The sequence below is a fragment of the Hymenobacter caeli genome (assembly GCF_013294115.1).
GTDB classification, from domain to species: domain Bacteria; phylum Bacteroidota; class Bacteroidia; order Cytophagales; family Hymenobacteraceae; genus Hymenobacter; species Hymenobacter caeli.
On record NZ_JABSNP010000006.1, the window covers coordinates 214098 to 237117 of the forward strand.

At 65.6% G+C, this 23020-nt stretch carries 20 protein-coding genes; 5 read left to right on the plus strand and 15 right to left on the minus strand.

Annotation, left to right across the window (positions count from 1 at the left end):
* Positions 1 to 497 precede the first annotated feature (497 nt).
* The 10 genes from HNP98_RS08750 to HNP98_RS08795 all read right to left on the minus strand — a co-directional run bounded on the left by HNP98_RS08750 (position 498) and on the right by HNP98_RS08795 (position 12353).
* Positions 498 to 2132 carry an Ig-like domain-containing protein gene (locus HNP98_RS08750; RefSeq protein WP_173809674.1) on the minus strand — a complete coding sequence of 545 codons (1635 nt, stop codon included), beginning with the start codon at positions 2130 to 2132 and terminating at the stop codon, positions 498 to 500.
* A gap of 50 nt (positions 2133 to 2182) precedes the next feature.
* Positions 2183 to 3076 (minus strand): methyltransferase domain-containing protein, encoded by an 894-nt coding sequence (locus HNP98_RS08755; protein WP_173809675.1) that lies wholly within the window; start codon positions 3074 to 3076, stop codon positions 2183 to 2185.
* 161 nt (positions 3077 to 3237) lie between these two features.
* Complete coding sequence (gene mnmG, locus HNP98_RS08760; RefSeq protein ID WP_173809676.1) at positions 3238 to 5106, minus strand: tRNA uridine-5-carboxymethylaminomethyl(34) synthesis enzyme MnmG; 1869 nt, start codon at positions 5104 to 5106, stop codon at positions 3238 to 3240.
* 241 nt (positions 5107 to 5347) lie between these two features.
* Positions 5348 to 6058, minus strand: coding sequence for a GNAT family N-acetyltransferase (locus tag HNP98_RS08765; protein WP_217425697.1), 711 nt, complete (start codon positions 6056 to 6058; stop codon positions 5348 to 5350).
* 28 nt (positions 6059 to 6086) lie between these two features.
* Positions 6087 to 6584, minus strand: a complete 498-nt coding sequence (ybeY, locus tag HNP98_RS08770; RefSeq protein WP_317171074.1) for an rRNA maturation RNase YbeY — start codon at positions 6582 to 6584, stop codon at positions 6087 to 6089.
* Positions 6581 to 7021, minus strand: coding sequence for an ATP-binding protein (locus HNP98_RS08775; protein WP_173809677.1), 441 nt, complete (start codon positions 7019 to 7021; stop codon positions 6581 to 6583). The genes ybeY and HNP98_RS08775 overlap by 4 nt, the downstream gene beginning before the upstream one ends.
* A gap of 95 nt (positions 7022 to 7116) precedes the next feature.
* Positions 7117 to 10608, minus strand: a complete 3492-nt coding sequence (locus HNP98_RS08780) for a DUF4175 family protein (protein ID WP_173809678.1) — start codon at positions 10606 to 10608, stop codon at positions 7117 to 7119.
* Between the two features lie 119 nt (positions 10609 to 10727).
* Positions 10728 to 11498, minus strand: a complete 771-nt coding sequence (locus HNP98_RS08785) for an exodeoxyribonuclease III (RefSeq protein WP_173809679.1) — start codon at positions 11496 to 11498, stop codon at positions 10728 to 10730.
* Positions 11499 to 11586: 88 nt separating this feature from the next.
* Positions 11587 to 11877 (minus strand): hypothetical protein, encoded by a 291-nt coding sequence (locus HNP98_RS08790; protein WP_246275050.1) that lies wholly within the window; start codon positions 11875 to 11877, stop codon positions 11587 to 11589.
* A 77-nt stretch (positions 11878 to 11954) separates the two neighbouring features.
* Entirely contained in the window at positions 11955 to 12353 is a 399-nt protein-coding gene (locus tag HNP98_RS08795; protein ID WP_173809680.1) for a carboxymuconolactone decarboxylase family protein, read from the minus strand.
* Positions 12354 to 12463: 110 nt separating this feature from the next.
* Here HNP98_RS08795 and HNP98_RS08800 point away from each other — a divergent pair, with 110 nt between their 5' ends.
* A complete protein-coding gene (locus HNP98_RS08800) occupies positions 12464 to 13156 on the plus strand; it encodes a ComF family protein (RefSeq protein ID WP_173809681.1) in 693 nt (230 codons plus the stop codon).
* A gap of 203 nt (positions 13157 to 13359) precedes the next feature.
* On the opposite strand, the gene HNP98_RS08805 is transcribed toward HNP98_RS08800, so the two are convergent.
* From HNP98_RS08805 to HNP98_RS08820, 4 genes are all read right to left on the minus strand, one after another.
* Positions 13360 to 14934, minus strand: a complete 1575-nt coding sequence (locus tag HNP98_RS08805; protein WP_173809682.1) for a DHA2 family efflux MFS transporter permease subunit — start codon at positions 14932 to 14934, stop codon at positions 13360 to 13362.
* 121 nt (positions 14935 to 15055) lie between these two features.
* Positions 15056 to 16156 carry an HlyD family secretion protein gene (locus HNP98_RS08810; protein ID WP_173809683.1) on the minus strand — a complete coding sequence of 367 codons (1101 nt, stop codon included), beginning with the start codon at positions 16154 to 16156 and terminating at the stop codon, positions 15056 to 15058.
* Between the two features lie 48 nt (positions 16157 to 16204).
* Entirely contained in the window at positions 16205 to 16630 is a 426-nt protein-coding gene (locus HNP98_RS08815; protein WP_173809684.1) for a universal stress protein, read from the minus strand.
* A 135-nt stretch (positions 16631 to 16765) separates the two neighbouring features.
* On the minus strand, positions 16766 to 18148 hold the full coding sequence (locus tag HNP98_RS08820) for a TolC family protein (RefSeq protein WP_173809685.1): 1383 nt from the start codon (positions 18146 to 18148) through the stop codon (positions 16766 to 16768).
* A gap of 215 nt (positions 18149 to 18363) precedes the next feature.
* Here HNP98_RS08820 and HNP98_RS08825 point away from each other — a divergent pair, with 215 nt between their 5' ends.
* The 4 genes from HNP98_RS08825 (at position 18364) to HNP98_RS08840 (ending at position 21922) form a co-directional block, all read left to right on the plus strand.
* Positions 18364 to 20469 (plus strand): sigma-54-dependent Fis family transcriptional regulator, encoded by a 2106-nt coding sequence (locus tag HNP98_RS08825; RefSeq protein WP_173809686.1) that lies wholly within the window; start codon positions 18364 to 18366, stop codon positions 20467 to 20469.
* 110 nt (positions 20470 to 20579) lie between these two features.
* Positions 20580 to 20969 (plus strand): hypothetical protein, encoded by a 390-nt coding sequence (locus HNP98_RS08830; RefSeq protein WP_173809687.1) that lies wholly within the window; start codon positions 20580 to 20582, stop codon positions 20967 to 20969.
* Positions 20970 to 21095: 126 nt separating this feature from the next.
* The gene (locus HNP98_RS08835) at positions 21096 to 21332 is read left to right on the plus strand and encodes a hypothetical protein (protein ID WP_173809688.1); all 237 of its coding nucleotides are present in this window, start codon (positions 21096 to 21098) and stop codon (positions 21330 to 21332) included.
* Positions 21333 to 21343: 11 nt separating this feature from the next.
* Positions 21344 to 21922 carry an RNA polymerase sigma factor gene (locus tag HNP98_RS08840; protein WP_173809689.1) on the plus strand — a complete coding sequence of 193 codons (579 nt, stop codon included), beginning with the start codon at positions 21344 to 21346 and terminating at the stop codon, positions 21920 to 21922.
* A gap of 218 nt (positions 21923 to 22140) precedes the next feature.
* Here HNP98_RS08840 and HNP98_RS08845 read toward each other — a convergent pair whose 3' ends face one another.
* Positions 22141 to 22911, minus strand: a complete 771-nt coding sequence (locus HNP98_RS08845) for a type ISP restriction/modification enzyme (protein WP_173809690.1) — start codon at positions 22909 to 22911, stop codon at positions 22141 to 22143.
* Positions 22912 to 23020: the final 109 nt, after the last annotated feature.

Sequence of the window (23020 nt, forward strand, 5' to 3'; positions counted from 1 at the left end):
ATAAGTGGACAACCCGCGGGGGTTATCCACCGGCGGGATAACTTGTGCGTAACCCCGGGCTTATGCACCGGCTATCCACCGGCATTGTGGATATCATTCGGCTGGAAAACAAGTAGTTGCGTAGGTTTTCCACCTATCCCCACGTTCTCCACATACGCACAATCCACACGGGCGGGCCGGTGGGGATTGTGCGTATGCGGGGGGCGAGTTATCCCCGGTTATCCCCAGCCGCCGGCACCTGTGCCGGGGCCCCTACCAGCCAAAAAAAGTTGTGCGCATGTTATCCACGTGCGGCCGGTAGGTTTCCCCCAGGTTATCCACCAAAACGGGAAGCTGGTTCACCGGCTGTGGAAAACCCGGTGGAAAACAGGTGGATTACTGCCTAAAAAAGCCCTCAGTAACTGGAATCAAGGAAAAGTTGTCCCCGATTGTCCGTCAGCGGGTCGCTGACAGTTGCCAGGCCACCCATAGTATCGACGATTGGGGCCGCCTGTAACTCAGAACTCCAGGTTTTCCTCAAACTCGAAATTGGAGCGCATCTGAATCACTTTGGGGTAGAGGTACACGGGTTCGGCGGGGGTGCGCAGGTCGGGGTTGCCGCCGCGCCAGTGGCCGTCGCCGTTGGCGTCGATGAGGGCCCGGAGGCGGTACTTGCCGGGGGCCACGTGCTCGAAGCGGTAGCGGCCCCGGGGCGCGGCCAGGGTTTGCACCACCTCGTACTTGTCGTTGAGCAGCTGCAAATCGAAATGCGTAGCCGTGGTCTTGATGGTGCCCAGCAGCGTGCCGCTGGGGTCCACTTCGGTAACGATGAGGCGGGCGGGGCGCGGCCAGCGCAACGGCTGGCCGGTGACGGGCACCAGCGCGGTGCTGTCGAGCACGAGTTCGACGCGGGCCTTGGCCTTGGTGTTCAGCGTCAGCGTCAGCTGGGTGTGGGCGGGGTTGAAAACGGCATCGGCGGGCACGAGCAGCGGGCGGCGCTTCACCGAGTCTTCGACTAACGTGCCCACCGGGCGGCCCGCCACCGGCACCATCGGCACCGGAAACTGGAACCGGACCTGCCCCTGGCGGTACACGCTGCGCGGGCTGCCTTCGAGGGTGTACGCCAGGGCCGCCACCGTTTTGCGGGCCGAAGCGGCCGGCACGGGAAAGCGCACGCTCAGTGTGTCGTGGGCCACGTTGCCGCTGCTGTCGGTGGCCGTGAGCAGGTAGCGGCCGTCGGCCAGGCCCCCCGACTTGAACAGCAGCACGTTGTGGCCCAGGTCGGCGAGCTGCACGGCCTCGGGGGCGGGGGTGCGGGCCGGGTCGGGGGGCAGCGGGGCGAGGGCGGCGGCGGCCAGCCCTTCATTAAAGGCGAGGCGCAGCTGGGTGGGCCCGGGCACCTGGGTGGTGAGCAGCGGCGGCCGGCGGTCGGGGTGGGTGAGCTGCAAGTCGGCCGTCAGGGGCGCGGGGCCAATGGTGATGGGCCCGGGCAGGTAGCCAATCCGCTCGCCCTCGTCGAAGCGGCTGTTGTTGTTTTTGTCGGCAATGGCGTACAGGTTGTAGGTGCCGGCCCGCAAAAAGCCCAGGTTGTAGTTCCCTTTTTTGTCGGTGCGGGTGAGGTAGTACGGCCGCCCGCGCCGCACGCCGGCCGTGTCGGTGGTGCGGAACAAGGCTACGGCCGTTTCGGCCACGGGCAGGGTCGTGAGCAGGTCCGTGACGGTGCCGCGCACGGCCCCCGAGTCGAGCACGGCCCCGGTGCTGAAGCTGAGCTGGGCGTTTTTGGCCGGCAGGCTCTCGGTGATGTCCACCACCGCGTTGCGGAAATTGAAGCTATAAGTGGTGTTTTCCTCCAGCGGCTTGTCGAAGAGCAGGATGATGGTGTTGCGGTCCTCGCGGGTTTTGTAGGGGTTGTCGGCCGGCAGCTGGGGCGTGATGAGCAGGTTCTTGCTCACGTCTTTAAGCTGCACGTACTCCGAAAATACCATCCGCACCGAGCGCAGCTTCACGTTGCGGGCCGCGCTGTCGGGCACGCTGCTGATGCGGCGCGGCGGCGTCACGTCGCGGGGCCCCCCCTGGGGCGGGGCCACGGCCGCGCAGCTCGCCAGGGCTCCCAGGGCCGCCACGGCCAGCCATCGTTCCGCACAAAAAGCCATGTTCTTCAGGTAATTCAGAGGTAAAAGTTCGGGGCCCCAACCGGTGCGGCTCAGGCCCGCCCCGCTACGTAGAGCAGGCTCGAATATTGCCCTTCGTGCCGGGCCGCGGCGCGGTTGGAAGCGTAGCCCAGGCGCAGGGCCCGCAGCAGGCGGGCGGCCCCACCTTCAGCGGGCTCGCTCAGCAGGCTCACGTAGTAGGCGTCGAGGGGCATGGGCAGGGTGGCGCGCAGGGCCAACTGGTGCTTTTTTAGCAGCCGGGCCATGGTGGCGGGCACGAAGTGGTAGAGGTGGCGGGGCACGTCGTAGGCCGCCCACCGGGCCCCGTAGTGCTGGGCGTCGAAGCTGGCCGCGTTGGGTACGGCGATGAGCAGCACGCCGCCCGGCCGCAGCAGCCGCACGAGCTGGGCCAGGGTTTCGTTGAGGGCGTGCACGTGCTCGAGCACGTGCCAGAGGGTGATGGCGTCGAACGAGCCGGCCTCTAACTTCGCCAAATCATCGAGGGCCCCAACGGGCTGGCCCACGCGCTGGGCGGCGGCGGCGCGGGCGGCGGCGTTGGGCTCGAGGCCGACTACTTGCCAGCCGGCGCCCCGGGCCGCGGCCAGGAAGTGGCCCGTGCCGCAGCCGTAGTCCAGCACGCGGCCGCGCTGGGGGGCGTAGCGGCCCAGCAGGCGCACTTTGCTGCGCATGGTGAACACCCGCGCCAGGCGGTACACTTGGTTCACGAGGCCGGCGGCGCCGCTGTTGTGCGACACGTAGGCCGCCGATTCGTAGTACCGTCCAATGGCGTCGGGCCCCGGGCGCGGGTTAGTAAACTGGAACCCGCAGGCCACGCACTCCACCACCGCAAAGCTCTCGTGGCTCACCGTGCGGTCTTCCACCACCAACTTGTTGCGAAACTCGGTTTTGCCACAAACGGGGCACTTGGCTATTTTCTCGTACTCCACAAATCGCTGATTTTGACTGATTAACCTTGATTTCGCTGATTTTTATCGAACGAAATTGGTCGTTTTAGCGGGTAAAGTTCGGGCATTCCGCTTTGCCTCTTCCCACCCCACGCCAAAACCGCCCGCTGCCGATCAGCGAAATCACGGTTAATCAGTCAAAATCAGCGGTTCAGGTACACCATCAGCACCGACACGTCGGCCGGCGAGATGCCGCTGATGCGGCTGGCCTGGCCCAGCGTTTCGGGCTGAATCTTCAGCAGCTTTTCGCGGGCCTCGTGGCTGAGGGCGGGCATGGCCTTGTAGTCGAGCCGGCCCTGAATCACGAAGTTTTCCAGCTCCAGCATGCGGGCGGCCTGCTGCTGCTCCTTCACCAGGTAGCTCTCGTACTTGATGCCGATGACGGCCTGCTCCAGCGCCTCGGCGTCGAAGCCGGCCAGGGCCTCGGCCAGCGCGGGCAGGGCCCCCGTCAGGTCAGCCAGCTCCAGGTTGGGGCGGCGCAGCAGGTTCACGGCGCGAGTGCGCTCGCTGATTTCGGCCGAGCCCAGGGCCCCCAGCAGCGGGTTGATGGCGGGCGCTTCGATGGCAAAGTCCTTCAGCAGCTCGGTGGCTTCGGCGGCCTGCGCCTGCTTGCGCTGCACCCGGGCCAGGCGCTCATCCGAGGCCAGCCCGAGGGCGTGGCCCAGGGGCGTGAGGCGTAGGTCGGCGTTGTCCTGGCGCAGCAGCAGGCGGTGCTCGGCGCGGCTCGTGAACATGCGGTAGGGCTCGTCGGTGCCCTTGTTCACGAGGTCGTCAATCAGCACGCCGATGTAGGCCTCGCTGCGCGCGAGCACGAACGGCTCGCGGCCCTGCAACCTGTTGTGGGCGTTGATGCCGGCCATCAGGCCCTGGCAGGCGGCCTCCTCGTAGCCGGTGGTGCCGTTGATCTGGCCCGCGAAGTAGAGGCCCGCTACCTGCTTGGTTTCCAGGGTGGCGCGCAGCTGCGTGGGCGGGAAGTAGTCGTACTCGATGGCGTAGCCGGGGCGGAACATCTTGGCGTTCTCGAAGCCCACGATGGCGCGCAGGGCCCGGTACTGTACGTCCTCGGGCAGGCTGCTCGAAAAGCCGTTCACGTAGCACTCCACGGTGCTCCAACCCTCGGGCTCCACAAAAATCTGGTGGCGGTCCTTGTCGGCGAAGCGGTTGATTTTGTCCTCCACGCTCGGGCAGTACCGGGGCCCCAGGCCCTTGATGCGGCCCTGGAACATGGGTGACTTCTCGAACCCTTCGCGCAAAATGTTGTGCACCCGCTCGTTGGTGTACGTGATGTAGCACGGGCGCTGCTTCGCCAACGGCTCGGTGTCGAGGTACGAGAACTTGCCGGGCACGGCGTCGCCGGCCTGCACTTCCATTTTGGAGTAGTCCAGGCTGCGGCCGTCCACGCGGGGCGGGGTGCCGGTTTTCATGCGCCCGGCCTCGAAGCCCAGGCTCACCAACTGCTTGGTCAGGCCGCGGCTGCCCTTCTCGGCCGCGCGCCCGCCGCCGAAGTTTTTCTCGCCGATGTGGATGAGGCCGTTCAGAAAAGTACCGTTGGTGAGGACCACCGCGGGGGCCCTAAACTCGATGCCGAGCTGGGTGACGATGCCCGCCACGGCCCCGTTTTCCACCAGCAGGCCCGTCACCGATTCCTGCCAGAAGTCCACGTTCGGGATGCCTTCCAGGGCCAGGCGCCAGGCTTCGGCGAAGCGCATCCGGTCGCTTTGCGCGCGCGGGCTCCACATGGCGGGGCCTTTCGAGCGGTTCAGCATCCGAAACTGAATCATGGTCTGGTCGGTGATGAGGCCCGACTGGCCGCCCAGCGCGTCGATTTCGCGCACAATCTGGCCCTTGGCCACGCCGCCCATGGCCGGGTTGCACGACATCTGGGCGATGGTGTTCAGGTTCATGGTGGCCAGCAGCACCCGCGAGCCCAGGCGGGCGGCGGCGGCGGCGGCCTCGCAGCCGGCGTGGCCGGCGCCCACCACAATCACGTCGTATTCGGAAGAAGGAAACATAGAGCGCGAGGTTTCGCGAAGGGAAAATAGGTAACGCAAGGTTCCCACAAAGTGCGCAGCAGAAGCGTTCCGGGAGCCACCGGGGCCCCCGCAAAACCTACGCTAACCTTGCAAAACCTTGCGCGAAAAAGACGCAACACGTTTCGGCCGCAACGAGTTGCCGCTGCCCATTTTAGGACCCCCGGCAAAGCGCGCAACTAGCTCAAAACGTGCGCAAAGATACGCCGCGGTATGCCGTGCCTTAGGCCGCGTGGTCAGGGCCCTCCCGCGCCAGCCAGTCGGCCACAATGGCCGCCGACTGCTGGGCCATTACTTCCCAGGAGAAAAGCGGCCACTGGTGGCGGTAGCAGTCGAAGACTTCGGTGGCCGCTGGGCACGCCCACAGCTTGTAGTCGAACTTGGGGTAGCCGTGCACCACGTAGCCGGGGTAGTAGTACGCTTTATGCTGCTGCTGGGCGTGGGCTATTTTCAACAGCATCAGGTACTTGCCCAGGCTGTGCTGGCGGTAGGCCGGGTGGTAGAAGTTCACGATGCCGGCAATGCTGTCCACGCCCTGGTCGAAGATGCCGGCCGCGACCAGCAGGTCGCCGTCGCGCACTTCCACAATTTCGGTGTTGAACACCGAGTGCTCCGTATCGTCGGCTAGCAGCAACTCGGCAAGCGTTTCCGAAGCCTCGAAATCAAGCGACTCACGGTAGCGGCTATACAATTCCTCGTACTCCGCCGTGAGGCGAAACGGCCGCACCGCCACCGAAAACGCCGCGTTGCGCCGCAGCAGGTGGCGCTGCTTGGGGCCAAACTGCGCATCGCGCAGCACCACGCGCAGCCAGTGCACGGTGTGGAGCTGGCCGTCGTGGGGCAAAAACTGGCAGGTGAACAAGTCCTGCCGCATCCGGTAGTAGCCCTGGCCCAGGTAATAGTCCAGGGCAGCGCCGGGAATTACGAGCGGCATAAGAGGCAGATGGGCGGGCCAGGGGCCCCTAAAACGTGCGCAGCGACAGGCAATGGTCTTCTTTGGCACGCATAGCCGTCTGGCTCAGCAAATCCTTGTCGTGGTAGCCCAGCAGGTGCAGCACCCCGTGAATCATCACGCGGTGCAGCTCGTCGCGGAAGCTGATGCCCAGGTCGTTGGCGTTGTCGGCCACCCGCTCGGTGCTGATGAAGATGTCGCCTTCCAGGATGTCCGAGTCGTCGGCGTTGTCGAAGGTGATGACGTCGGTGAGCGTGTCGTGGCCGAGGTACTCCACGTTCATGCGGTGCAGGTACTCGTCGGAGCAGAAGATGTAGGTGAGCTGCACGATGCGGTACTCGTGCACTGCGGCCACCCGCTCGATCCAACCCACCAAATCTTCGGCATCGGCCAGCTCAAAGTTGGGCGCGTCTTCCACCATGAACTCGATGCCGGGGGCCTCGTGGTGCAGCGGGCCGGGCGGAAACGTGTCGGATTCGGGCGGCTTTACGGGCGGGGCAGAGTTCACGCGGCGGCGATGGTGGTGGGCGGCGAGGTTTCGGCGGGTGCCAGCTGGAACGTCAGCTCCACACGGCGGCCGTCGTTGCTAAACTCCACGGCGTCGGCCAAGTGGCGGATGAGGAAGATGCCCCGGCCGCCGGGGTTCTCCAGGTTTTCGGGGGCCGTGGGGTCGTCCAGGTTTTCGTAGTTGAAGCCCGTGCCTTCGTCCTCAATCTCAAACTTGAGCTGGTTGGGCTGCACGTACAGCGAGAGGTACACGTTTTTATCTTTGTCGAATTTGTTGCCGTGGCGAATGGCATTGTTCACCGCTTCGGTCACGGCTACCATAATATTGCCGTAGATATCGTCCTCAATCTGAAAGGTATCCTTCGAATTGTCGATAAAGCTTTCCACCACGCGAATATTCTCGACGAGTGACGGAATCTGGATTTTAACTTGTTTCATAGAGCAAGGAGCGAAAAAGCGCGTCGGACGCTTGGCGGCAAAAGTAAAGTTTTAACGATAAAGGCAGGACAACAAATACGCGTTTCGCAGCTAAATTATTTCACTTTTTGAAAATATTCACCCACTTCGCGCTGATAGTAAGGAGTGAGTGTTGGTGGGCTGGTACGTAATAGTTCAGCTTGGCGTTGCGTCGGCGCTTTGTACTTATCGAAGGCCGGGGGAAAAACGGGTGGTTGGGGTTTAGCAGCTTGCGCCTCGCGCTTGGTGTCCTGGTCCCGCTCCCGGGCCGATTTCTCCACTTCTAGCAGGCGGGTCAGAATTTGTTGCTGGCGGAGCAGGGTTTGTTCCGTCAGGCGCTTATTTACGAGGTCGGTTTCGGTTTGTTCCATTAGTTTTTTCACGTCGCCACTGCCGCCCATGCCCTGCCCATCTTTGGTGTCCTTCTCGCTGGGGCTGTTGCCTTTGCCGTCCTTGCCGCCGGGCTTACCATTGCCGTCAGGACCCCCCTGGCCCTGCATCCGGCCGAGCTGCTGCATGGCCTGGCGCAGCATCTGCTGCTGGCCGGCCAGCTTGGCCAACTCCTGCGACATGGCGCGCCCGGTTTTGCCGCTCTGCGAGAGCTGCTGAATTTGTTGATTTAGCTGCTGCTGCATCTGGCCCAGGTTGCCGGGGCCCGGCTTGCCGCCCTGGCCTTTGCCCTTGCCCTTGCCTTTTTTGCGGCCGGGCTTGCCCTGGCCGTCCTTGGGCTGGCCCTGGGCCTGCGCCTGGGCCTGCTGCATGTCGTTGAGCGAGCTGCTCAGCATCAGGGCCAGGTTGTTCATGCTGGTCATGGCCTGCTGCTGGGTGGCGGTGGCGCGGTTCACGTCGCGCTGCTGGATGTGGCCCAGGGCCTCGTCCATGCGGCTGTTCATCTCGCCCACCTCGCGGGTCACGAAGCTCTGGATTTTGGGTTCGCGCTTGGCCAACGCGTACAGCGAGTCCTGGATGATGCGCGAGTCGTCGCGCAGCTTGCGCTGCGTCTGGCCCAGCTGCACGAAGCGCGGGTCGCTCTGGTCCACCCGGCGGAAATCCTTCATCAGCGCTTCCTGGTCGAAGCTGAGCGTCAGCAGGTTTTTGAGGATGTAGCGCAGGTCGTCGATGTTCTGCTGGGCCTGGTCGCTCTCCTCCTGGTCCTGCTGGTCGCGCATCTTCTTGGCCATTTTCTGCATCCGCTGGGCGGCGCTTTTTTGCTTGGCGGCGGCCTTCTGGTTCTGGTTTTTGCCCAGCTGCTGCTGGCCTTCCTGCATGTCCTGGTCGGTCTGCTCCTGCTCGGGCTTCTGCTCGTCGGCCCCGTTCTGGTCGCCCATCTCTTTGTCCATCTGCTTGAGGTCCTGCAAGTCCTTTTTGAGGTCCTCAAACTGCTGCTGGTTCTCGGCCTGGGTTTGCTTGAGCTGCTCCTGCGCGGCTTTTTGCTGCTCCTTGGTGGCCTTATTATCGGGGTTGTCTTTGTCGTTCTGGGCGGTTTTCTCGGCTAATTTCTGCTCGTCCTCGGCCAGTTTTTCCAGCTTGTCGGCCGTGGCCTCGGCCTTCTGGTCGAACTGCATCTGCTTGAACATCTCCAGGGCCCTATCCAGCTCTTTCTGCAAGGTGTTCTCCTTGTTTTCGAGCTGCTGCATCAGCTTCTGCATCTCGGCGTCGGGCTGCTTTTGCTGCTCCAGCAGCTTTTGCAGCTTGTCGTACAGCTTCTTGGTTTCGGGGTCGAGCAGGTCGGCCATCAGCTTTTTCAGCTCGTCGGCCTTCTTGGCCAGCTCTTCGCTCTTGGGGTCGAGCTGGTCTTGCTTCTGCTGCAATTGCTCGAAGGCCTTCTGCATCTGCTCCACTTGCTGGTTGAGCTGCTGCTTCTGGTCGAGCATGTTCTCAAGCTGCTTGCGGTCTTGGAAGCTTAGCTCGCGCTTGGTTTTCAGTTTGTCGGAGGTTTTGGCCAGCTCGCGCTCCAGCTTTTCGCTCTGCTTGGCGGCCTGGCTCAGCTGGCTGGCCACGGCCTGCGAGGCGGCGGCCAGCTGCTGCTCCTGGGCGCGGCGGCTGGGCAGCCGGAACTCGGCTGGGCGGGTGCGGGTGGCCTTGGGGCCGTGCAGGCCGTCGTTGTCCCAGGCCTCCACGAAGTACTCGAGGCGGTCGCCGGGCTTCAGGCCCAGGGCCCCAATGTTCCAGGTATAGCCGTAAGTGCCAGCGCTTTCGCGGGGCAGCGCCAGGGGTACCACGCGGGCCGCGCCGCCGGGGCCCCCGCGGCGCACGGTGTAGTGCAGCAGCAGGCGCGTGAGGCCGTAGTCGTCGCGCACGGTACCGCCCAGGGCCAGGAAGTTCAGCGAGGCCGTGTCGGAAAACACTTCTAGCGTAAGTGTAGGCGGCGCATCGGGCACGGCGGTGAGCTGGTAGGCAATGGGGTCGGGGTTGCGACTGGCGGCGTTTTGCAGGCGCAACTGGTAGGGCTGCGAGCGCAGCACCTGCCGCGTGGCCACGAAGGCGTCGCCAGTGCGCTGGGCGGCCAGCGTTTCGGCGGGGTTCTCGAACACCAGCGCCAGGGCCTGGGTGGCGGCCGTGGCGAATTCCCAGCGCACGGTGCTGCCCTCAGGTACGGTCAGGTTGCCGCCATTTTCTACGGTTTCGGGGCCCCGGCCGGTGTAGGCGGGGTAGCTGATGCGCACCTTGAAATCGCGCAGGCTGGGCCGCTCGCGCACCACCAGCCGGTGCTCGGGCGAAGCAAAGCCGGCCCCGGTGAGCTGAAAATCCACGTCGGCCTGGGGCTGCTCGAACACGTAGCGAAATTGGTCGGCGTGGCCCGGCACGCGCTGCATCTTGCGCTCGGCCCCGCCGTAGCGGACGCTGGCCTCTGCTGGCAAAGCGCTGCCGGTCACGGTCACGTCCAGGGTAAAGTTCTCGCCCCGAAAGGCCGTCAGCTGCTGGTTTTTCAGCACGAACTCGAACGGCGCGGGCGGCGAATACGCCCGCTGGTAGTGCCAAATCCGCTCGGTGCCCTGCTTCAAAAAGCTCGGGAACACGGCCAGCGCCAGCCCCAGCAGCGCCAGGGGCCCCAGCGCGTATTTCCACAGCGGCCGGCTTTGCTGCTGAATGTCAATGCCTTCGGCGAAGGAGATTTGGCCGAGCTGGGCGGCGCGCTGCTCCAGGCTGGCGGCCACCAGGGCGTTGCCGCGGGCCTGGCCTTGGAGCTGGAGGGCGTTTAGGAGGCGGTCCTGCACCTGCGGAAACAGCTCGCCCACGCGGCGGGCGGCCTGCTCGTCGCTCAGCAGGCGGCGCAGGTGGGTGAGGGCCGCCAGCGGCCGCCAAATCCAGCGCGCAAAGGCGTAAACCGCCAGCCCCAGAAAGCCGAACAGTAGCGCCGCCCGCACCGCCGTGGGCAGGTACAGGAAGTACTCGAGCAGGTTGAAGGCCACGAACAGCGTGAGCAGCAGCCCGCCCGCCACCAGGCCCCCCCGCACCAACAAATTCAGGTAAAACTTGCGCTTGAAGGCTTCCAGCTCGGCCCGCACCCGCGCCAGCGCCGGGTACTGGTCCGCGCCGGGCGCGTCGCGCTCCACCACTACAGCCATAAGTCAGGTCTTGTCTTCGGGAAAGATACGCAAAGCGCGGCGGCGTTGGTTCAATGGGTGAATGATTGAATGGGTGAATGATTGAATGAAAAAGTGCCCTTATTCAGTCATTCAATCATTCAATCATTGAGCGTCACCCAGGCCGGGCAGTGGTCGGAGTGCACGGCATCGGGCAGCAGGCCGGCCGCCGCCAGGCGCGGTTGCAGCGCATTGTCGGCCAGCCAGTGGTCGAGGCGCCAGCCCACGTTGCGGGGGCGCGAGCCGGCCCGGTAGCTCCACCACGAGTAGTGGCCCGGGGCCCCCGGGTAGTGGTGGCGGAAGGTGTCTACGAACCCATCGGCCAGGAAATCGCGGAACCACTGGCGCTCCTCGGGCGTGTAGCCGGGGCTGTTTTGGTTGGCCTTGGGGTTGTGCAGGTCGATTTCGGTCTGGCAGCAGTTGAAGTCACCGCCGATGAGCAGCGGGGCCCCGCCCGCGGCCCGCAGCCCGGCCACGTAGCGCCGGAAAAAGTGCAGCCACTCCACCTTGAACGCCTGCCGCGCCGGCCCGCTCGTGCCCGAGGGCATGTAGGTGTTCAGCACCGAAACGTCTTCAAAATCAAGCCGTAGCACGCGGCCCTCGTCGTCGTAGGCGGGCGTGCCGCAGCCGTGCACCACGGCCACGGGCTTGGTTTTCGAGAACGTGGCCACGCCGCTGTAGCCGGGTTTCTGGGCCGGGTGCAGGTAAGCGTAGTAGCCCAGCGCCTCGAAGCCCGACACGTCCAGGGGCCCCACGCCGGCCTTTATTTCCTGGAGGCACAGCACATCGGGGTCGGCCTGCCGCACCCAATCGAGCAACCCCTTGCCCAGGGCCGAGCGCAGGCCGTTGACGTTGTAAGAAATTATTTTCAAGGGTTGAATTGATTAATTGTTAGCGGGTTAAATGGTTGGTCGTTCAATTTCAGCAGTTGAACGACCAACCATTTAACCCGCTAACAACTCAGTCATCTAAGCTAAAATATTCCAGCATGTGCCACTTCATCATGCGCTCCTGCTCTTTGAGGAAGGCGAAGGGCACCGGGCGCAGCAGCTTGTAGTGCGGCCAGCCGTCCTCGTCCACGCGCTCCAGCTCGTAGTGGCCGCTGAGGCTGAAGAGCTTGCAGGTGGCGATGTGCATCAGGTCCTGCTTCTGCTCCTTGGTGAATTCGGCCACGCCCTGCCCCAGCTCCTGCACGCCGATGAGCAGCAGCAGCGCGTTCAGGTCGGGGCGCTTGCCGAAGCGGGTTTCCATTTCGTTGAGCAGCGCGTTCCAGCGGTGCTCGAAGTCGGCCTCGGTTTCGAGGTGTTCCGGGGCGGTCAGGTCGTCGCTCACGCGGCGGGGGCCCCGTGGGCGTGCGCGTGGTCGGGCGCGGGCAGGCCCTGGCCGGCTTCTTCCTTCAGGATTTCCCAGTACTCCACCGCGCGGCGGAAGTGCGGGATGACGATGCTGCCCCCGATGAGGTTGGCGATGGCGAACACCTCGTAAATCTCTTCGTCGGAGAGCTTTTCCTCGAAGCACTTGCCCAGGTGGTACTTGATGCAGTCGTCGCAGCGCAGCACCAGGGAGCAGGCCAGGCCCAGCATTTCCTTGGTCTTCACGTCGAGGGCCCCGGCGGCGTAGGTGTTGGTGTCGAGGTTGAAAAAGCGCTTGATGACCTTGTTGTCGGCGGCGAGAATCTTCTCGTTCATCCGCTGGCGGTAGTCGTTGAATTCGGTGACTTGGGACACGGGGTTGAATTATGAGTTTTGAATTATGAGTTATGAGTGGGCCACTCCAAGGGGCTTACTTTTGAACGGTCCGCGCACCGGGCACCAAAGCATACATCAAATTTACGCCCATGCTCCGCTCCTGGCTGGCCGACTTCTTGGGCCTGGTTTTCCCGCGCCTGTGCCCGGCCTGCCGCGAGCCCCTGGCCCGGGGCGAAGCGCACCTCTGCACCGCCTGCCGGGCCGAGCTGCCCTACACCGATTTCCACCGCCTGCCGCCCGACGCCAACCCGCTGAGCCGCCGCTTCTGGGGCAAGCTGCCGGTGCGCCACGCTTTCAGCTACTTGCAGTTTGTGCGCCAGGGCCGGGTGCAGCGCCTGCTGCACGGCCTCAAGTACGGCGGCCAGCGGGGGGTGGGCACGGCCCTGGGCCGCCTCTACGGCGCCGAGCTGGCCGCCGCCGGCCTGGCCGCCGACTTCGACCTCATCGTGCCCGTGCCGCTGCACCCGCGCAAGCTGGCCCGGCGCGGCTTCAACCAGGCCGAAGTGTTTGCCGAAGGCCTGGCGGTGGGCCTGGCCCTGCCCTGGGCCCCCGCCCTGCGGCGCACCGCCCACACCGCCACCCAAACCAAAAAGAACCGCGCCCAGCGCTGGGACAACGTGGCCACCGTGTTCGAAGCCGTGGACGCGCCCGCCATCGCCGGCCGTCGCATCCTGCTCGTGGACGACGTGCTGACCACCGGGGCCACCCTCGAAGCCTGCGGCGCGGCCCTGCTGGCCGCCGGGGCCCGCGGCATCAGCATCGCCACCATTGCCTGCGCCTGACGACCACTGATTAAATGGATTTTAACGGATGAGACAGATTATTTGAGGTTTTGGCTGTTCGGTTGGCAGGGGTAATGGTTAACATCAACCATCCATTTTACGGCGCAGATAATAAAAAAAGGAGGGCCCTCGCGCGAGGGCCCTCCTTTTTAGTGGCTTCAGAAGAAACGAGCCGTGCCCTGCGGGTGCCGTTCCCCGGCGGCTTAGTGGGCCGCGTTGAGGTCCATTTTCTCGCCGGGCCGGACCCGCTTCACCAGCAGGAGGAGCGGCAGGCAGGCAATGAAGAAGAAGCCCAGGGTGGTGAATATCTGCGAGTAGGTGATGATGGACACCTGCTTCATCAGCACGCCTTCGAGGGCGGCGTAGGCCTGCTGCTGCGCCTGGCTGGCGGTAAAGCCCCGGGCCATGAAGCCCTGGGTGAATGCCTGGATGCGCTGCACCGTCTCGGGGTTGTAGAGCGAGATGTTGGGCAGCAGGCCCACCCGGGTGCTGGCCATGCTGCGCTCGAGGTACGTGCCCACGATGGCCACCCCAAACGAGCCGCCGAGCTGGCGAATCATGCCGGTGAGGCCGGCCGCCTGGCCCGCGTCTTTGCCCTGCAAGCCGGCCAGGCTCATGGTGGTGATGGGCAGGAAAATGAGGCCCAGGCCCACGCCGCGCACAATCAGGGGCCAGAAGAAGTCGCTGGTGCCGGCGGTGGGCGAAATCTTGGCGCTCATCCAAAACGTGAAGCCGAAAAAGATGGTGAAGCCCAGCCCCAGCAGCAGCTTCTGGGGCACGCCGTTTTGCAGCGACTTGCCGATGACCGGCATCATGAAGCCCGACGCCAGGGCCCCCGGCAGCAGCAGCAGGCCCGTTTGGGCGGCCGAGAAGCCCAGGATGCGCTGGGTGAAAATCGGCAGCACGAACACCGAGGCAAACAGCCCGAACCCGAGCACGAACGAGAGGAACGCGCCCACCGCCAGGTTGCGGCTCTTGGTGAGCACCCGCAGGTCCACAATGGGCTTGTCGGCCGTCAGCTCGCGCCAGATGAAGCCGACGATGCCCACGGCAGACAGCGTTGCGAACAGCACGATGATGCGGCTGTCGAACCAGTCCTCGGTTTCGCCCTGCTCCAGCACGTATTGCAGCGAGCCCACGCCCAGCACCAGCAGCCCGATGCCGGCCCAGTCAATCTCGCGCAGTTTGCGCGGAATAGCGTTTTTGATGCGCTCGGGGTCGCGGATGAAGAGAAGGGTGAAGATGCTGGCCAGGATGCCCACCGGCACGTTCACGTAGAAAATCCAGGGCCAGCCGAGGCTGCTGTCCACGATGTAGCCGCCGAGCGTGGGCCCGATGGTGGGCCCGATGATGACGCCCATGCCGAACAAAGCCTGGCCCAGGGCCAGCTGCTTGGGCGGGAAAGTATCAATCAGGATGGCCTGCGACGTGGCCATGAGGGCCCCGCCGCCCACGCCCTGGATGAAACGGAACGCCACCAGCTCCCAGATGCCGTGGCTCTGCCCGCAGGCAATGGAGGCGAGCGTGAAGATGACGACCGACGTGAGGTAGTAGTTCTTGCGCCCGAACTGCTCGGCCAGAAAGCCGGTCATCGGAATCACAATCACGTTGGCGATGGCGTAGGCCGCCACCACCCAGCTCACTTCCTGCTGCGTGGCCGAGAGGTTGCCCATCATCTGGGTCAGCGCCACGTTCACAATGCTGGTGTCGATCAGCTCCAGCAACACGCAGAGGACCACCGTCACAACGATAATCCACTTGGTAAATCCGGTTTCCACGATAGAGTAGTTATGGGTTATGGGTTATGGGTTATAAGTTTTGTCACGGGATATGGGTACGGATGTGGGGCGGCGAAAGCACCATTGCCCAACTCATGTCCCATGACTTCTAACTCATAACTCATTTCACCTGCACGATGGCGTTCACGCTCATGCCGGCGCGCAGCGGGTGCTGCGGGTCTTCCTGGTTGAGCACAATTTTGACGGGCACGCGCTGGGTCACTTTCACAAAGTTGCCGCTGGCGTTGTCGGGGGGCAGCAGGGCAAAGCGGGCCCCCGTGGCGGCCGACAGCGACTCGATGTGGCCCTGAAAGGTTTCGCTGGGGTAGGCGTCCACTTCCACTTTCACCGGCTGGCCCACCTTCATATTTTCGAGTTGGGTTTCCTTGAAGTTGGCGATGACCCAGGTTTTGTTGCTCGATACGATGCCCATCAGCTGCTGGCCGGGCGATACCACCTGGCCGGGCTGCACGTTTTTCTTGCTCACGTAGCCGTTGCCGGGGGCCACCAGCGTGGTGTAGCTCAGCTGGAGCTTGGTGTTGTCGAGGTCGGCCTGGCGCTGCTTCACCACGGCCTGGGCCACGGCCACTTGCTGCTGCGAGGCCAGGGCCTGCTGCTGGGCCACTTTCACTTGGTCTTCGGCCGTCGAGCGCATGGCCGAGGTCGATTGCAGGTTGGCCTGCACGGCGTCGAAGTCGCTCTGCGGGATGATGTCGGCTTTGCGCAGGAACGTGCTGCGCTTGAGGTCTTTCTGGAGCTTGGCGCGGTTGGCGTCGCTCATGCCGATGTTGGTGCGGGCCGTGTTCACCTGGGCCTGCATGGCGGCCACCTGGGCGCGGGCGGCCGTGACCTGGGCTTGGGCGGCCAGCAGGGCGGCCTGGGCGGCGTTCACGCGCTGCTGGTAGTCGGCGGGATCGATGGTGACGAGCACGTCGCCTTTTTTCACCGTCTGGTTGTCTTCCACCTTCACCGCCGTTACGGGGCCCGCCACGCGGGGCAGGATGGGGTACACGTCGCCTTCGACCTGGGCGTCGTCGGTGCTTTCGTGGGCCTGCGAGAACTGGTAGCGCGTCCAGCCGAGGATGGCCCCGGCAATCAGCACCACGGCCAGAATAACGAATACGAGGGGGTTGCGCCGCTTGGGGGCTTCGAGGGGCTCGGAGCCGGCGGTGGGGGGCGCGTCGGGGGTCAGGAGGTCCTGGGGGGCAGTGGAGGTAGCCATGATACTGTACTAAAGGTTAAGCGTGGCAGACAAGTCAGGTGAAGAATGCTACTGGGCGAAGCTGAGGGCTGGCGGCGCGGCCTGGGCGGCCCGCACCAGCAGCGTGGGGCAGGGCGCGGTGCGCAGCACCACTTCGGCGGTGTTGCCCATCAGGAAGCGGGTGAGGCCCGTTTGGCCGTGCGCCCCGATAACAATTAAATCGGCGCGGCGGCGGCCGGCTTCGGCCACTATTTCGGGGGCCGCCTCGCCTTGCACCGTGCCCGTGCTTACGTGCACGGCCCCGGCTCGTTCGGCGGCGGCCCGCAGGCCGGCCAGGCGGTCGGCCCCGGCGGGGGCGTCGGCGTCCTGCGGCTCGCGCACGTGCAGCAGGCGCAGCTCGGCCCCGGTGGCGGCCGCCAGGGCCGCCGCGTAGGCCACCAGCCCCGGCGTCGCGGCCGAAAAGTCAAGCGGGCAGAGGATGGAAGTGAGGGTCATTCTTTTTAGCTGTTAGCCATTAGCTGTTAGCTACTAGCTTTTTAAAAGGAAGGAAACTGGCTCAGCTACTAATAATCAGCTACTGATAAACGGAAGAGCTAACAGCCAGCAGCTAATAGCTAACAGCTTAAAAAACTATTGCCAGATTTGCTCGCCCGTGGCCCGCTTGAGCTGGTACTGGCCGAGGGTGTAGCTGTACATGGCCTGGGCCAGCGAAAGGCGCGACTGGGCCAGCTGGGTTTCGGCGTCGAGCACGTCGAGGTTGGCCCCCACGCCGTAGCGGTACCGGTCGCGGGCCTTGGTGAGGGCGTCGGTGGCCTGGGCCACTTGCTGCTGGGCGTTGTTGTAGCGGGCCTGGCTGAACTCCATGTTGTTGGCCGCCTGGCGCACATCGGCCCGGATCTGCTCCTGCGTGTCGGCCGTGCGGGCCACGGTGGCGCGGGCGTTGGCCAGGGCCTCCACCCGCTGCTTGCGGTTCTTGTTGCCGTCGTAGATGGGCACCGAGAGCTGGGCCACCGCCACCGTGTTGAGGCGGATGTCGGTGATGGCGACGTTGGGCAAGATGTAGCCGTTTTTGCCGCCCACCTGCGCCCCCACGCCCAGGCTGGGCAGGTTGCCGCGCTCGATGAGCCGGGTTTGCAGCTCGGCGCTGGCTTCGGCGTCCTTGGCCAGCTTCGCTTCGGGCCGGTTCTGGGAGGCTTTCAGCAACTCGGCTTCCAGGTTCACGGGCTGGGGGGCGTAGCCCAGGCTGCCCTTTACCGGCACGTCGGCCTGCTGGGGCTTGTGCAGCAGGCGGGCCAGCTGTACCTGCTGGTTGCGGAGCTGGTTTTGCAGGTCGAGCTTGGTGTTTTGGGCCTGCGTGATGCGCACGTCGGTGGTGGTCACGTCGAAGCGGGTGCTCACGCCGGCGTCCACGCGCTTCTGCATCTCGTTGCGGTGGGCCACCAGCGAGGCAATCTCCTGGTCCTGCACCCGGATGCTCTCGCGCATGAACAAGATGCTGTAGTAGGCCTGCACCGCGTTGAAGGCCAGGTCGCGCCGGGCCACCACGATGTTGTCCTGGGCGGTTTGCACCTGCGAGCGCGACAAGTTGGTGGTAGCCGCCCGCTTGCCGAAGTCATACAGCTCGTACTGCGCCGTCAGGTGGGCATCGAAGTTGTTGTTGGGTACGAACGCGAATTCCTGGCCGCCAAAATTGGCCACCGAAACCGGGTCGAGGTGGGTGTACGTGGCCGTGCCCGTCACCAGGGGCAAGAAGCCGGCCTGCGTCTGGCTCAGGCGACTGCTGGCAGCGTTGGCCAGCTCGGTAAGGTTGGCCACGCCGGGGTTGGCGTCGAGCACGGCCTGCACCGTGCCGCCCAGCGTGAGCGAGTCGCTGGCCAGGCCGATGGCCTGGGAGGCGGCGGGCAGGCCGGGCTGGGTTTGGGCCAGCACCGGGGCGGCCAGCAGCAGGGCCGCCCCCAGCAGCAGCGGCCGGCGGGGCCCGGCGAGGCCAGCAGGTTGAAATCGAGAAAGCATGTGCGGAATGCGGTAAGGTGTTGCGGCCGGCTTTGCCAAGCCCGTGCCAAGCGGGGCCGCGCGCCGCACCGCCTGGCGATACCTAGCAAAAGCTGCGTTTTCAGGTAGCAGAGTGGGTTTTCTCTGAATTTGTGAAAAAATAAAAACATTCTTCCGAACCGGACGCTTCCTGCTATATCAGGAATTACTCAAAAAACACTCCTGCTATATCAGGAATGACCAGCGCCGACGAAACCCTGCTCCTGCACCTCAACGAAACCATCGCCACCACCCGCGACAAGGAGACGTTGTTCAAAACCGTGACCAACAAGCTGCGGCTGATTTTTCCGTTCGACATCATCGGCATCAGCGTGTTCGACGCGGAAGTGAAAAACAAGCGGCTGTTTTTGCGCGATTATTTCAACGTGGACGCCGAGGCGGCGGCCTGCATGCCCGCGCCGCCCGCGTATTTTACCCCCATTGCCGGCTCGCCCCTCGAAGACATTCTGGCCACGCCCCAGGTGCGCCACGTGGAGCTGGCCGACTACCTGGCGAAGTACCCGGAGTTCGAATCGTTCCAGCGCATGCACGCGCTGGGCATGCGCTACCTCACGTCGGTGCCGCTGCGCCTCGGCGGCCGCCTCACCGGGGCCCTCACCCTCACCGCCCGCCGCAAGCCCGCCCTCACCGCGGCCGACGACGCGCTGCTGGAAAAAATTGGCTCGCTGGTGGCCGTGGCCGTGGCCAACACCGTGGCCTTCGAGGAGGTGGCCCGCCGCGAGCAGGAGCGCACCTTGCAGCTCAACATCAGCACCGCGCTGCTCAGCATCAAGCAGCGCGAGCCGCTGTTTCGGGCCGTGGCCGAGGAGCTGGACCGGGTGGTGCCCTTCGAGTACTTCGGCATCCGGGTGCAGCGGGCGGGGCAGCACGAACCCTTCGAGGGCTTCGCCGAATTTCGGCGGCCCGCCGCCGGCCTCCCCCTCGAAACCCTGGCCCCCGACCGCCCCCAGGGCGGTACCGCAACGGATGCGCTGGGGCTGTACAACCAGCTGGACACGCTGCTGCAAGTGCCCGGCTTGTACCTGGGCGATGCATTTCGGGCCCTGGCCGTGCGCTACCCGCTGATGCGCTACATCTACGACGAGCACGGCATCCGCGCCCTCCTTATCGTGCCCCTGTGGCAGCGGGCCGACGGGGCGGCCGTGCTCAGCCTGGCCAGCGCCGACCCCCACGCCTTCGGCCCCGACGACCTGGCCACCGTGCAGGCCCTAGCCCCCCAGGTGGCCCTGGCCCTCGACAACCTCTTCGCCTTCGAACAAATCGAAGCCCTGAAGGCCCAGGTGGAGCAGGAGCGCACCTACCTGATTGACGAAATCAACACCACGGCCACCGTGGACGAGCTGATTGGCAGCAGCGCGGCCCTGCGCGAGGTGCAGGTGCGCATCGCCCAGGTGGCCCCCACCGCCACCACCGTGCTGGTGAGCGGCGAAACCGGCACCGGCAAGGAGCTGGTGGCCCGGGCCCTGCACAACGCCTCGCCCCGCCGGGCCCGGGCCCTCATCAAGCTCAACTGCGCCGCCCTGCCGGCCCAATTGATTGAGAGCGAGCTGTTCGGCCACGAGAAAGGCGCGTTTACCGGGGCCGCGGAGCGGCGCATCGGCAAGTTCGAGCTGGCCGACGGCGGCACCATTTTCCTGGACGAAATCGGGGAGCTGCCCCTCGACCTGCAGGCCAAGCTGCTGCGCGTGCTCCAGGAGAAGGAGTTCGAGCGCGTGGGCGGCAGCCGCGTGCTCACGACCGATGCCCGCGTGGTGGCGGCCACCAACCGCGTGCTGGCCGACGAGGTGGCCGCCGGCCGCTTCCGCGCCGACCTGTACTACCGCCTCAACGTGTTTCCCGTCACGCTGCCGCCCCTGCGCACCCGCCCCGAGGACGTGGAGCCCCTGCTGCGCCACTCGGTGCTGCGCCTAAGCCAGCGCCTGGCCAAGCCGCTGCGCCAAATCCGGCCCGCCGACCTGGCCGCCCTGCAAGCCTACGCCTGGCCCGGCAACGTGCGCGAGCTGGAACACCTGGTGGAGCGGGCCCTCATCGTGAGCCAGGGCCCCTACCTCGACTTCGCCGGCCTGCCCGCCGCCGGGGCCCCCGCCGAGGCGGCCGCCCCCGCTGCCCCCATGCAAACGCTGCGCGAGCAGGAGCGGGCCCACATCCTGGCGGCGCTGGGCCGCACCGGCGGCCGCGTGAGCGGGGCCCAGGGCGCGGCGCTCCTGCTCGACATCAACCCCAAAACCCTGGAAGCCCGCATGAAGAAGCTGGGCATCCGGCGCACGGTGGCGGCGGGGTAGCCCCGGTCGCCGCGCACCCCAGCATCTGGAAGCACGGTTTTTTCCGTAGCTTGCCCCAGCGCGGGGCGGCCGCGCCTTGCCGTTTGCTACTTGCTGCCTTCCTTGCGCCCGTGCTCCGCTCCTCCGCCGTTTTGCTGCTGCTGCTCAACTACCTGCTGGTAGTCGGGGCGGGCCTGGGCGAGCGGCCCGCCCACAAAGTCGACCGGGCGTTTGCCTACGTCCACGGCAAGGACTGCCAGCGGGTGAATGCCTGGCGCGGGGGCATGTGCTTCGACGACTGCAACGGCGTGCAATACACTGTGCAGAAAAACGGGACGCACCCCCCCTTGCAGCAGCTGCTCACCAGCCTCAAGGGCCTGGACGCGCACTGCCTGCCCAGCGCCGGGGTAGCACTGGCCGCGCCGGGCATCCGGGGCCCGGCGCGGCCGGCGGCCGTCGTCGTGGCGGCCGTGCCCGTGGGGTTCCAGGGCGCCATCTATTCGCCGCCCCGCCGGGGATAATTCGTGCGCGGCCCTGCGGGGCCGCCGGGTGCTGGCCGCTGCGCGGCCGGGCCCCTCGTCTTATCCATTCCCTGGCCCCGCCCGCCGAGCCCTAGCGCCCGGGCGTGCGCCGCTTTCCCGACGCTCATGCAATTTCTGGCATCGCTCATTTCCCCCGCAGCGGGTGCTGCGGGCCCCGTTTTCCGTGTGCAGCTGCCCGCCGTGGGGCGGGTAGCCCCGGCCATTGCCGCTCCGCGCCGCGCCCCCGTCCCGGCGGCCCGCCCCGCCGGGGGGCCCGCGCCCCGGCCGCCCGGCGGCCAATCCTTCCACCGCGCGTCGCACCGCGCCCAATGCCTGGCCTGCTGCCAGAGCAAAGGCTGCTAGTGCCCCCGCTCGTGGAAGCTCTCTTGCTTACCCCGCGGCCCACCACCGGGGCCGTTCCCCAGTGCCCGGAAGCGGCCCTCATCCGCCGCCTGCAAGCCCGCGACGAACGCGCCCTGACCGACTTTGCCGCCCGCTACGGCGACAACCTCCGGGGCCTCGTGCGCGGGCTGGTGCCCGACGCCGTGATGGCCCAGGACGTGTGGCAGGAATGCCTGCTGCGCCTCTGGCAGTCCTTTCCGCACTACGCGCCCGGCCACGGCCGCCTCACGGGCTGGGCCCGGCGCATTTGCCGCAACGTGGCCATCGACGAGCTGCGGGCCCCGCGCTGGCGCGACCTGCGCGTGATGCAGCCCCTGGCCCAGTCGGCCGAAGCCCAGGGCCGGGCCGCGTCCGGCGGCTTCCAGCCCGAGCACCTCGGGCTGCTGGCCCTCTGCGCCCAGCTGCGCCCGGTGCAGCGCCAGGTCATCGACCTGATTTACGGCCACGACCTCACCTTCGAGCAAACGGCCCAGCGCCTGAACCTCTCCAAGGGAACCGTGACCACCCGCGCCCGGGCCGCCTACCGGGTGCTGGGCCGCCACACGGCGTAAGGATGCGGGGGCAGGCGTAATTGATGGCTTCTCCCCGTGCTGCCCCTTACGTGCGCCTCACCCCCCAGCCCCCTCTCCGAAAAGGAGAGGGGGAGCTAGTTCTTAGCCGTAGAAAAGCTAGAAACTAGGGCTAGAGCTAGTCCCCTCTCCTTTTCGGAGAGGGGGCTGGGGGGTGAGGCGCTCCGTTAGAGCGGCAAAGCCAGAATCTAACGGCCCCCTCACGCCCCCGGCCGCAGCGGCGACTGCGCGGCCAGCGCGTCGACAATCTGCATCGTTTCGACGCTGACGGTGCAGACGCGGGCCAGCAGGTCGGCCACCGCTTCGGCGTGGTCGGCGAAGCGGTAGGTGTCGAAGTGGGCGCGGATGGTGGGGTCTTTGGGGGTGCGCTCCTTGTACTGGTCGAGCACCCATTCCAGGGCCGAGCGGTTGCCGAGGCGGTAGCGCCAGGCGGCGGCGGGGATGCCGGTGAGGGCCTGCGCGTCGGTGAGCAGGATGCTGCCCTCGGTGGGGTTCGCCTTGAGGCGGGGCTTCACGGGGCCCTTGGGGGCCAGGGCCACGGCGGCCAGCGGGTAGGGCGCGGCCGTCTCATAATTTAGGTGCAGGGCCAGCAGCTGCCGGCCCGCCGCGGCCCAGGCGGCAAAGTCGGGGTAGAAGGGCAGGCGCGGGAAGTCCTGCTTCAGGTTTTGGGCGTAGGCGGCGCGGTAGTGCGGGTCGTGCAGTACGGCGTAGGCGTAGTGGAAAATGTCTTCCCCACTGATACCGGCATCGCCGTAGCGCGTGCGGAACTGCGCCAGGCCCCAGGCCGTGATGTTGGCTTGCTTGTCGCCGTTTTTATTGTAGAAATGGAGCGGGACGCACTGGGTCTTTTCTAGAAAATCGAAGCCGGTAATTCTGTTTGTGCCAAGTACTTGGAATGGTTTCGATGATGCGGCCCCTGAAAAGCATATAGTGGTGTTTTGCAGGCTTCCGTCGCCATAAATGTTATTCATCTGGTAAATCCGATGAGTACTCTACCCTACTAAAATTTGAGGCATAAAAACGGGGCGGCCCGACCTTTGGAGTTCCTACACAGCCAAACTCGTTCCGCCCCGTGAAGCA